The following is an 11,538-nucleotide window of genomic DNA, read 5'->3' as shown; positions in this document are numbered from 1 at the left end:
TCCTCGGACTCGGTGGGTGGGGCCGGAAGTGGATCGTTCGGTGTGGCAGCGGAGTTCGGGGGGCGGACCGTGGATGAGGTCGGCGCGGACTCGGTGGCGGCGGCCTGTCGGGCCCGCCGCCAGGTGGCCGTGGTGTTGGAGGAGGACGAGCGCGGGGTCTGGGCCGCCGGCTCGCGTTGTACCGCTGCGGTTCCCGTGCCGGCCTGCGGCGGGGCCGCTGCCTCGGGCGGGAAAGACGACTGTGGCGACCCGGATTCCGGGTCGCCGCTGGCGGGAGTCGAAGGACCTGGTGGCGGGCTCGGAGGGGGTGGAGGGGGTTCCGCGACACTGTGATTCGACGAATTGTCATCGCCGAAGAATGCGTCGTACCCACCTCGGGTCCGGCCGCTCCGGACCGAGTTGCCGTTGGTGCTCGGCGCTCGGTTCATATCCCTCAATCCTCTCGAAAAGCTCAGCACCCCGGGCGCTGGAGCCAGTGGCTCACTCGGTCCTGCGGGTACCGAACCAACTGCGGCCGGGCAGCAGATCGACCAGCGCCGCGACACCCGAGTGCAGCGTGATGTCGTCGCCCGGCGCATAGGTCGACCAGAGCTCGCCGTCCAGCGCGACACTGGGCGTCACGACGATCCGGCCGGATTCGGTGTCCAGCACACTCAGGCCCACCGTTGCTTCCATCGTGCCACCGTCACGATGTTCGTTCACCACCACTTCCGCTTTCCGCACCATCGCATCCATTGCTCGCGTGAGCACGCTCGCAGTATGCGCCACCGCACCCAGCTCCACCAGCGCCAGATGCCGCTCCACCGGGTCCGGCGGCACCTCGGCGAACTGCCGATCGGTCGCCCGGACCGGCTCGAATTGCACTGCGGGCCACGGCCCGAGCGCGGCGGCCAGCGCCGCCGTCACGGTCTCCAGCCGCTCCTGCGACTCGAAGACCGGCTGGATCACGATCTGGTCGTCGCAACGCAACGCCAGCACGTGGGTGTCACCGGCACGCACCAGCGACATCCGGAGCATGCCCCGCAACTCACCGTCCGGACCCGGATCCAGCACCAGGGCGGACATTTCGACGTCCGGCCGGTCCAGGCAGCGCAGCCAGTGCGCGACCGCCGGGTGCGCACCACCGGCGACGAGAACGCCCACCTCGGTGAGTCGTTCGGCGACGGCTGTGCGCACCCGGTCCGGATCGTCGAGCAGCAAGACGTTGGACAGAATCGCCAATACTGCTGGGTACCCGTCGATGCCGACCATGTCCTGCAGCAACAGGGCGGCATCGACGTTCAACTCGATCGCAACCGGATCGGTGTCCACGTCCTCGCCGGAATCCGGCTCGGCGGGGGCAGTCCGGCCGCGCCGATCCGACGTCGACGGAGCGGGCTGAGACTGCACGATCGCGAAAACTCTCAGATCGCCAGGAACATGCTGCCGTTTTGCGTATCGGTCAGCTGCATCAGACCCTGGCTGCCCGCCGTCGTGCTGATGGCCTGGTGCACCTGGGCCAGCGTGCCCTGGTAGTTGGACAGGTCGCCTTTCAGCTGATTCATGATGCTCTCGTACCCCGACGCACCGGCACCCGTGAACGCGGTCAGCAGTTCCTGCGCCAGGCTGGAGATGTGCTGGGAGTTCGCGTCCATGTTGGAGATGATCCGGCCGAGCGTGACCGAGTGATCGTCGACCTCGCTGAAATTGAATTTCATGGTATTTCGGTCCTTTCGAGAATTGAATCGTTCCGGCCGGAATCGGTCAGAAGTTGAAGTCCATCTTGTTCCAGGTGCCGCCGGTCGCACCGGCGTTCAGGACACCGCCCGAGCCGGAGCCGAGACCGGCCACCGCGTCGACCTTCGACCCACCCTCCAGGTCCTGGGTGTCGACCTTGACGCCGGCCTGTTGCAGCGCGTTCACGATCTGATCCAGCGTGCCGGCCAGCTTGGTGCCGGCCTGCTGGGCGTTGGCGAGCGCGTTGTAGATGGCCTGGCCGGTGTGCTGGCTCTGCACCGCGGTCTGGAGTTCCGCTTGCGTGCTCATCAACGCCTTCAGATAGCTCTCCAGCTCTCCGAGGCAGGTGGCGGTATCTTTCGAACTCTGCGACAGCTGAGTGGGATCGGCGATCATCAAACCAGAGGCAGCCATGTGGTGTTCCTTTCAGGACGGTCTTTCCATCGACCTCGGGACAACTGTCACCGAGGACGTTCTTCGGTCGACGACCAGTCGTCGTCGTGTTCCAGGACTCCGATCAGATCGGAGTCGTCCTCCGAGGTCTCGTCCCACAGCGGATCGAGGTCGTACTCGAGCACGCCGATGGCCGGCGGTTGCTCCAGTTCCGGCACCTCGTCGAGTTCGCCCGGTACGAAAACCTTCCCGGACACCTTGGCGGCCGCCTTGCGCTTCTTCTCCTCCTCGCGCTTGCGGCGGCGCTGCATTTCGGGTGCGGTGATTCCCCGCCGCTGCATCGCGGGCTCCGGTTCCGCGAGGCCGGTTCCGGCGCCGAACGCCCGGCCGCCGGTCAGCTGCCCCCAGTTGGAGGGCATCCGGAATCCGGTGGCCGCACCCGCCATGGACCCCAGCCCACCGCTGGACAGGCTCAGTGCCGCGTACGCGCCCGCGCCCATCCCGGCCAGATCGTCGGCGGAGTACGACGAGGAGGAGTCCGGTAGTTGGCTCGGATCGAATCCGAGATTGTTGTCCGGCGCGCTCAGATCGTTCGACGGCGCCGAATCCTGAACACCGGTGGTCTGCTGCGGATCCGAGGGGGTCGGATTGCTGCCGGGATCGGTGTTGCCCGGCTGCGAACCGGTCTGGGTCGCACCGCTGCCGGGATCGGTGGTGGTCGGACCGCTGTTGGTCGGACCGCTGGTGCTGGGCGGATTACTGGTCGGGGAGGTGCTCGTCGGCGGCGTGGAGCCGGTGGGCGTGGGACCGGGACCGCTGCCCGAGGGGCCGCTGGTGCTCCCGCCCCCGCCGGGACCGGTGGGGCTGCTCACGATGGTCGGGGCCGGCGCCGGGATCGGCGGCAGGCCCATCACGATGCCCTGCATCGCGGTCGTGTACGAGGAGTAGGCAACGACCGCTTCGACATTCGCCACGGCCAGCGCGGTGGTGGTGGCGGCGATGGGGATCGTGTTCACGTTCATCGCGTTGGACGCCGACAGCGCGGTGATGGTGGCGCGCAGGCCCGTGAACACCTCCGGCGGCGGAGTTGCCGACTTGGTGCCGATGAACGCCGAAGCAGCCAGTCCCGCCTGATGCGCCGCGGTGTGAGCGTGGCTCGCCTGCTTCCGCACCCAGCTGGAGTGGTTCCGGAAGGCCGATTCGGCACGGTGGGCCGAGGGTCCCTTCCAGATGTTCTGCATCCCGTCCATCGTGCCGTCGGAGTTGTCGGCGCCGTTGTTCATCGCATTCGCGAGGGTCGTATACGCCTGGGCCGCATCCAGCATCGGGCCCGCGCCGGGACCCTTGTAGAGCTGATTCGCGATCGTTTCACCGGGGCCTACCAGACCGGGCATGATGTCACTTCCGCAAGTTCACGATGGATCGGGACGAGCCGGAGGCCGAGTCAGACGGCTTCGCCTGCGAGCCCGGCGCCGGACGCCGTGACGACGCCGCCACCGGCGACCTCGGTGCTCGTGTACTCCGTGGAGACCGGCACCAGCATCTGCGCGCCCTCCAGGAGGTTGCCGAGCCCCGGCGAGGTCTGCGCATAGAAATAGGCGTGGTACGCGGCGAACCGAACCGCTGCATTCTGACTGACCGGATCCGATGCTGCCGCAACGGGTTTCGCCGCAACGGAGGTGCCCTGCACCACACCCATCAGATCGGTGTGAACAGCGAGCAACTGCTCCATGACGGCGGGAAAGTCCTCGGGGGTTACTTCGAGAGCCATGGGATGTCTCCTCGCGACTGGTGCGAACTCGAAGGGTCTACATGGGAAACGCTAAGTCATTCCCAATCTTGGGAAAGGGACATAGGCTGTTTCGGCCGACACGAACCGAGAAGTCGGTTCCGATCGGATATCCCGGCAGGCCGGACGCGAATTCGCTCACTGCGACTCGGGAACCCAGGCCGCCTGCACCAGATCCTTTCGCGAATGCAGGGGCTCCACCAGGATGCCCCGGCCCACCGGCTGTTTCGTCGCCTTCACATCGCCGATGAGGACGCCGTCGAGCTTCGAGCCGTCCATGATGAATCCGGACGAGTTGAGATTCTTCATCTGCCCCAGCACGTTGTCGTACATCGCGGTGTCGGCCTGGGCGATGTTGCGGGCGGCGATGATGTGCAGGCCGGTGTCGCGGCCGTCGACGATGATGTCCTTGATCGGGTCGAGCGGGTTCATCATGCCGCGCGCGGCCACCATGTGGTAATCGTCGATCACCACGAAGATCTCCGGTCCGGTCCACCAGGACCGCTCCCGCAACTGCTGGGAGGTCACGTCGTCCGGTGGGCGGCGGGAACGCATCTTCGCCGCGAACGGCGGCAGCCCTTCCATCAGATCCCGCTCGCTGGTGAGGTATCCGATCATCATCTCCGGTGGCAGCGCGTCCATATGCTGCCGCCGGTAGTCGATCAGCAGCACCCGGGCCTGCTCCGCGGTGAACTGCCGCCGGATCGACGCCAGCAGCGCCGCGATCACCGTCGACTTCCCCGAGCCGGAGGAGCCGACCACGATGAAGTTCGTCGATGCGCCGAAGTCGATGGCGGCCGGGCTCAGATCCGACTCGCGCATGCCGTACGGCAGCACCAGTCGTTGCGCCGCGGTGCTCGGCGCGGGCCGGCCCGCCATGATCTCGTCGAGGGTGACCCGGGCGGGCAGCAGTTTGACCTCCGGCGCCCGCCGGCCCGGATAGGTGCGGTCCAGCTGCTCGATCGCGGCCGCGATACCCGCGGGCACCGAATCGGATTCGCCGACACCATCGTTGCGCGGCAGCGCGGTCAGCATGTGCAGGCCGTCGACGGAGATGCCGCGGCCGGGCCGGTTCGCCGGAATGGACGCCACGATCGCGCGGTGCGCGCCGAAGACGGTGTCGGTCAGGTCACCGAGCCGCAGTTCCAGCCGGGTCTGCAACAGATCCTTGATGGCCGGGCGGATCGCCGCCCAGCGCGAACTGCTGACGACGAGGTGGATGCCGTAGTTGAGGCCTTGCAGCGCAATGGCTTCCATCATCGGCAGATATTCGTCGAAATACGGTCCGGTGACCGCGAATCCGATGTCCCAGCCGTCGACGACCAGGAACACGTCACCGTGCACGTCGCCGCGGGCGGTGAGATCCCTGGACTCGCGCGCCGATCCGCGCCGCCGCCGGAACTCCCGCATGCCGTCGATACCGAGTTCGGTGAACAACGCCTGCCGGTGCGCGATCAGATTGTTGATCAGCGCGAAGGTGCGCCGGATCCGGTCGACGTCGCGCGCCGACGCCACCGAACCGACGTGCGGCACATTGCGGATGCCGGACAGGCCGCCGGAGAAGTCGAGGCAGTAGAACTGCACCTGTTCCGGGGTGTGGGTGAGCGCCGCCGACATGATCAGGGCCTGCAACGCCGTCGACTTGCCGGATTGCGGACCGCCGACGACCGCCACGTGGCCACCGGCCCCGGACAGGTCCACCGACCACACGTCCTGCCGCTGCTGGCGCGGCATGTCGATGATCGCCCAGGGCAGCCGCAGGCCGCCCTGCTGGGTGGCCGACACCATCCGGTCCAGGGTGGGCGGAACGTTCAACGGCGGCAACCACATCCGGTGCGCCGGTCGGCCGTGCCCGGCCAGCTGTTGCAGCACCGTCTCCATGACGGTGATCACCTCGGCGTCCGGCGTCTCCGAAACGTCCGGCGCCACCGCGGGTTCGACGACCGCCGGCCGGGCGTCGGAGATGTGCGCCGCGGTGAACAACTGCGGCGGCCGGTAACCACCGCCGGCCCGGCGGGCCCGGCGCGCGTCCGAAGCGGTCACCTGGGCCGGCGCGGTGTAGTTCGAGCCCACATAGGCGGCCTGGAAGCGTTGCAGGTCACCGGCGCCCACGCGCAGGTAGCCGGCGCCGGGCTTCTTGGGCAGGTGGTAGGCGTCGGCGGTGCCGATGGCGTCGCGGGAGTCGCTGGTCTGGTTGGTGCGCAACGCGATCCGATACGACAGGTGGGCCTCCAGCTCACCCATCCGGTTGGCCGGCACCTTCTGCGAGGCGAGCAGCAGGTGGATGCGCAGCGATCGGCCGAGGCGGCCGATCGCGACGAACAGCTTCGCGAAATTCGGGTGCTGCTCCAGCAGTTCGGCGAACTCGTCGAGGATGATCAGCAGCGTCGGCATCGGCGCCAGATTCGCGCCCTGCTCGCGGGTGCGCTCGTAGTCGGCGACACTGGCGAAGTTCCCGGCGTCACGCAGAATGCGTTGCCGCCGGCCCATTTCGCCGTTGATCACGTCCTCCATGCGGGTGACGAGATCGGCCTCCTCCTCCATATTGGTGACGACCGCCGTGACGTGCGACAACCGGTCGAAACCGAGGAAGGTCGCGCCGCCCTTGAAGTCGACCAGCAGCAGATTGAGCACATCCGGGGAGTGCGTCGCCACCGCCGAGAGGACCAGCGTGCGAAGGAATTCCGACTTACCCGAGCCGGTGGCGCCGATGCACATGCCGTGCGGGCCCATGCCCTCCTCGGCCGACTCCTTGATGTCCAGGTACACCACCTGGCCTGCCGGGTCGTGCCCGAACGGGATGTTGAGCCGGGAGCGTTCGGCGTCGCGGCGGGGCGGCCACTGCTGATCGACCCGGATCGCGCCCGGATCCGGCAGGTGGACCAGTTCCTCCCAGGAGGTGCCGGCGCTGGACTGCTCGGCGACCACGGCCTCCACCACACTCGACAGCCGGTACGGGGAGATGCTGCGGGACAACGCGGTCACCGCTCCCACCGACATGATGTCGGCGCTGCCGATGCGCCGGATGCCGCGCGCGGTCAGCTCCTGCAGCGTATGGTCCGCGGTCACCTCGAATTTCAGCGCGCGCGGCAGCGCCTGCTCGGTGTGGCCCAGGCGCAGCCAGGTGCAGCCGTCGATACCGGAGATGTCGCGATCCACCGCCGCGCCGGTGATGTCGACGATCAGCAGGAAATGCTTGCGCTCCAGGCTGGGTTCGCTGTTGGCGGAGAACGGGCCCCGGTTCAGGCCCGCGAGCACCTTGGCGCGCAGTTCGGCGACGTTGCGGTACACCATGCGCGCCGAACCGATGCCGTCGGTGTCGCTGGTGTGCTGGGTGTGCGGCAGCCATTTCAGCCACGACCATTGCGGCGCATCGGGATCCGACAGCACCGCGGCCACCGCGACCTGATCGGGTCCGTGCAGCACGGCCACCTCGGCGACCATCGCCCGCACCAGCCCGGCGACCGCCTCCGGGTCACCGTCGAAGCCGACCTGCGGGGTGGACAGCAGATTGATCGCGACCGGCATGCCGCCGACGGTCGAGTACGCCTTGGCGAACCGGGTCAGCTCGACCACGCCCACCGGATCCAGATCCGAGGTGGGGGCCGCCTCCGGCACGATCACCCGCACCTGGTTGGCGATCCGGCCGCGGCCGATGCGCACCCGCAGGAACTGCGGCGCGGCGACCTGGACCTCCCACATCCGCTTGCCGCCGACCAGCCGGGGCAGTTCGGCGGGGCCGGGATGGGTGTACCGGAGATAGGTGAACAGCTCGGTTTCGGCGTCGCGCACCTGTTTCCGGTTCTCCGCGATGCTGCGCAGATAGTCCTTGCGCTCCTCGTTGAGATTCGCCGATCCACCGCCGCCGCCCAACGAGCCGCCGATCATGCCGAACATCGACACGACCATCATCATCGGGAACATCAGCGAGGTCGGTGAGAATCCGCCACCGGAGCGGAGCATGATCACCATCATGCCGCCCATACCGGCCATCATGACCACCGGCATGATCATCTTGATCCGCGACGGCGGCACCGGTTTCGGCAGCTCGGTGGGTGGTTGCAGGCGCAGCTCGGTGACCGCCGGCGCCTTCGGGCCGCGGACGATCCGGGCCGGACGAACGAAGCGACGGGTACTGGTCACCTGCTGCCACCGCCTCTCATGCGGATCTCATGAATTGCCACCGAAACCGGCCACGGTGCGGTCGGGCGCGATGCCGTCGTGGGCGATCCGCGCGTCGCGCTGCGACAGCGTCGGCCCGACGGCGAACAGCGACACGATGCTCCACGGCGCGGGCACCGGGGCCCGCAGCGCCAGCGCGGCCATGGTCGGGTCCTGGGTGTTCTGCCCCACCTGGACCTCGACGCCGTACCGGACCCCGGTGTCGGAGATCCAGAACATCGACTCGCGCCGCGCCGAGGAAGGGTCGGCGCCGGTGGCCTGGACGAATCGGCCGGCGCCGTTGGCGAGATAGGCCGCGTCGGCGGTGGCGCCGTGCGACAGCGGCGCGGTGACCAGGTCCACGGTGCGGTTCTGCTGGTCCGCCGGCAGTGGCAGCTGCCGGCCGACCAGCACAGTGGTGGACGCGTTCTGCGCGCTGGGCGCGCGCGACCACTCGTAACAGGTCACCAGGAAACGCGCGGGGTCGACGACCCGCAGCGCGTGGGTGGGATAGGACTCCGTCCCCGGCCAGCCGCCGGGCCGCAGGTTGGCCACGATCACGTCCGGGCCCACCGACTGGCTCGACACCGTGCCGCGGGCGTTGGCGTTGCGGATCATCGCGGCCAGCACCGGCCCGATCTGCACCACCCCGGACTGCGCGACCACGTAGTACGACGCGCCCCGGTCCGGGGTGTTGCCGGTGAGCACCGCGCCCACGGTGACGGTCAGGCCCGAGGTCAGCGTGACCGTGCTGCCGGCGCCGGGGATCTCCGGCACCCGGATCGGCGGCACCTCCGGAATCGCGCCGATCAGGCCCTTGGAGGCGGCCGGCACCTGCATGGTCGAGTCGATGCCCAGGGCCAGCATCACGGCGGTGTCGCTGGTGCTGACCGCGGCGCGGACCACACCCTTCTCCGGGTCGTTGTAGATCAGCCAGGTGGTGGTGTCGTCGCGCACCATCCGGGCCTCGCCGTCGGCGAGCGGACGGATGAGATCCCCGCCGTCGACGGACAGCGCGCCGCCGATCACCGTGGTGCGCATGGCCGCCCGGGCCATGGTGGGCAGTCCGGTCTGCTGATCGACCGGCGCCGCGGCGCCGGTCTGGGAGGTGTCGCACACGGTCCAGGTGGAATCGCGAGCGCCGCTGTCGGTGATGCTGTTCGGGGCGCCGGGAATGCCGACCATCGGGCCGCGCGGATATTTGGACAGCTCGGCGCGCGACACCGGCACCGGGGTGTCCGCACTGCCGACGATCAGCCGTGCGGAGGTCAGATTCAGCGCCGGGTACAGCCGGGTGCCCAGGTGCACGTAGAGGGCGCCGGTGTCCTTCTCGGACACGATCTTCGCGTTGCCGACCAGTTTGGCGGGTTTGAAGAACGCCAGCGCGGCCGAGCCCGCCAGCACCACACAGGCCAGGGCGATACCCACCGACAAGGCCGTGGAACGCCCGCGCTGCGGGTCGTCGATCATCGACGCGTCCCGGCGGACCAGGGCATGTTCGATGCGGCGCAACAGGAATCGCCAGCCCGAGATCTGGTGCCTGGTCACCACCCGGAAACGTGCCACGGCGAATCCTCGTCGGTCAGGCCACGCCGGCGCTGCGGCTGAGGCTGTCCAGTGCCGCGGTGATGTCGGACTCGGAGATGGTCATCAGCTCCTCGTCGGTCAGCGACAGCACATCGACGTTGTCCCGCGTGAAACGGTAATCCCGTTCCGACTCCGCCGATTCTACGACGTTGCGCACGAAGCGGCCGTTGCCGACCAGGTCGATCAGCTTGCGGCCGTTGCGCATCTGGCTGCACAGCCGTTCGCAGTGCGCGTGCAGTACCTCGCGGCAATCGAAGGAGAAGATCGAATCCTTCTTCTTCGCAATGAATTCCGCGATCCGCACCAGCTCCTCGGGATCGTAGCTGGAGAACCGCACCCGCTTGGTGAAGCGGGAGGCGAGACCGTCGTTGGAGGCCAGGAAGCGGTCGATCTGATCCTCGTACCCCGCGATGATCACCACCAGCTTGTCGCGGTCGTTCTCCATCCGGGCCAGCAGGGTGTCGACGGCCTCCTTGCCGAAGGCGTCACCGCCGGACAGGCCCTCCTGCACCAGGGTGTACGCCTCGTCGATGAACAGCACGCCGCCGAGCGCGGAGTCGATGAGCGCGTTGGTCTTCGGCGCGGTGTGGCCGAGATGGGTGCCGACCATGTCGTTGCGGGACGCCTCGACCACCTCGGCGTTCTCCACGACGCCCAGGCCGGCGAAGATCTTCGCGATCACCCGGGCGATGGTGGTCTTGCCGGTACCGGGCGGCCCGGAGAAGATCAGGTGGTGCGAGCGGGAATCCACCGCCAGCCCGCGCTTGGCGCGCACCTGATCCATCAGCACCCCTGACTTCAGCCGGTCCACCTGCTCCTTGACCGAGGCCATGCCGATCTGCGATTGCAGGATCTCCGACGCCTCGGCCAGCAGCGCCTCTCGCTCGGTGCGAGCGGCGGTGGCGGCCACCTCGCTCGGATCGTCGCCGGAGCGCGGATCCCAGCGATTGGTCCGGGTGGCGATGACCTCGGCGGTGGCGACCTCGAGCTTGTAGGTCTTGTCCTTGACCGCCTTCTGCCACTCCTCACGCTGCGGCCACAGCGCGGAACCCTGCAACCCCTTCAGAATTCGCTCGGCGGCCTCGTGATCGCCGTTGTGCCGCAACACCATTCCGAGCAGGAAGTGCGCATCGGCCCAGATGTAGGACAGATTGCCGGAGGCGCTGTCCTCCACGATCCGCTGGGCACGCGGCAGCGCCTCGCCGAAGCGGCCCAGATGCGCCAGCGAGCCCGCGGCCATCAGTTCGGCGGCGATGTCGAGCAGGCCGTCCTCGATCATCGGCTTGGCGAGGCGGGCCTCCAGCACGTCGTTCCAGCGCTTGGTGCGGTAGTAGAGGGTCATTCGCACGAAATCGGAGATATCGTCGCGCGGCACCTGATCCAGGATCGCCACGGCCTCTTCCCATTCGCCGCCCTCGGCGTACTGGCAGGCCTGGGCGATGGCGATCTGATCGCGGTCGGCCATCGCCACCCGCAGCCCGTAGATACCGATCTCCACCTGGCACCACAGCGTCCGGTCCACCAGACCGGCCCGCTGCTGATCGCGGTAGAGATTGTGCACGGATCGGTAAGCGCCGTAGATGACTTCGGAGTTCACCTCACCGGCCATGGCGCGGCCCAGCCACGCATCACACATGTCGGGATCGAGATTCGTCGCCGCCCGGAACGCGGCCAGCGCATGCTGTTCATTCCGCACGCCGCCGGCCACCAACCCGAGACACTGCACACCCGTATAGAACGCGTCCTCGGCCGCTGACAACTCGGATTCCTTCCACCTCGCGCCTGCTCGAACGATAGACACTTTCACCCGGTGATCGTTGTCGGCTGTTCCCCCGGCTGGGAAGTTCCGTTCGGAACCGGGGCGGGCATTTCCCGCCATTTACTCCACATCG

8 protein-coding genes are annotated in these 11,538 nt (G+C 68.2%); all 8 read right to left on the bottom strand.

Annotated features, from left to right (window positions below):
- Positions 1-480: 480 nt before the first annotated feature.
- Positions 481-1,389, bottom strand: a complete 909-nt coding sequence (locus tag LBW94_RS07520) for an ESX secretion-associated protein EspG (protein ID WP_225057479.1) — start codon at positions 1,387-1,389, stop codon at positions 481-483.
- A gap of 14 nt (positions 1,390-1,403) precedes the next feature.
- On the bottom strand, positions 1,404-1,697 hold the full coding sequence (locus tag LBW94_RS07515) for a WXG100 family type VII secretion target (RefSeq protein ID WP_225057478.1): 294 nt from the start codon (positions 1,695-1,697) through the stop codon (positions 1,404-1,406).
- A gap of 46 nt (positions 1,698-1,743) precedes the next feature.
- Entirely contained in the window at positions 1,744-2,130 is a 387-nt protein-coding gene (locus tag LBW94_RS07510; protein WP_225057477.1) for a hypothetical protein, read from the bottom strand.
- Positions 2,131-2,177: 47 nt separating this feature from the next.
- The gene (locus tag LBW94_RS07505; protein WP_225057476.1) at positions 2,178-3,503 is read right to left on the bottom strand and encodes a PPE family protein; all 1,326 of its coding nucleotides are present in this window, start codon (positions 3,501-3,503) and stop codon (positions 2,178-2,180) included.
- 50 nt (positions 3,504-3,553) lie between these two features.
- Positions 3,554-3,880, bottom strand: a complete 327-nt coding sequence (locus LBW94_RS07500) for a PE domain-containing protein (RefSeq protein ID WP_225057475.1) — start codon at positions 3,878-3,880, stop codon at positions 3,554-3,556.
- A gap of 156 nt (positions 3,881-4,036) precedes the next feature.
- The gene (gene eccCa, locus LBW94_RS07495) at positions 4,037-8,041 is read right to left on the bottom strand and encodes a type VII secretion protein EccCa (protein ID WP_225057474.1); all 4,005 of its coding nucleotides are present in this window, start codon (positions 8,039-8,041) and stop codon (positions 4,037-4,039) included.
- Between the two features lie 27 nt (positions 8,042-8,068).
- Positions 8,069-9,625, bottom strand: a complete 1,557-nt coding sequence (eccB, locus tag LBW94_RS07490; protein ID WP_225057473.1) for a type VII secretion protein EccB — start codon at positions 9,623-9,625, stop codon at positions 8,069-8,071.
- Positions 9,626-9,641: 16 nt separating this feature from the next.
- The gene (gene eccA, locus LBW94_RS07485; protein ID WP_225057472.1) at positions 9,642-11,405 is read right to left on the bottom strand and encodes a type VII secretion AAA-ATPase EccA; all 1,764 of its coding nucleotides are present in this window, start codon (positions 11,403-11,405) and stop codon (positions 9,642-9,644) included.
- Between the last annotated feature and the right edge of the window lie 133 nt (positions 11,406-11,538).

This window comes from Nocardia sp. alder85J, from assembly GCF_020176955.2.
Taxonomy (GTDB): Bacteria; Actinomycetota; Actinomycetes; order Mycobacteriales; family Mycobacteriaceae; genus Nocardia.
The sequence above is the reverse complement of the archived record's forward strand: the minus strand, read 5'-3'. Positions and strand labels throughout refer to the sequence as shown.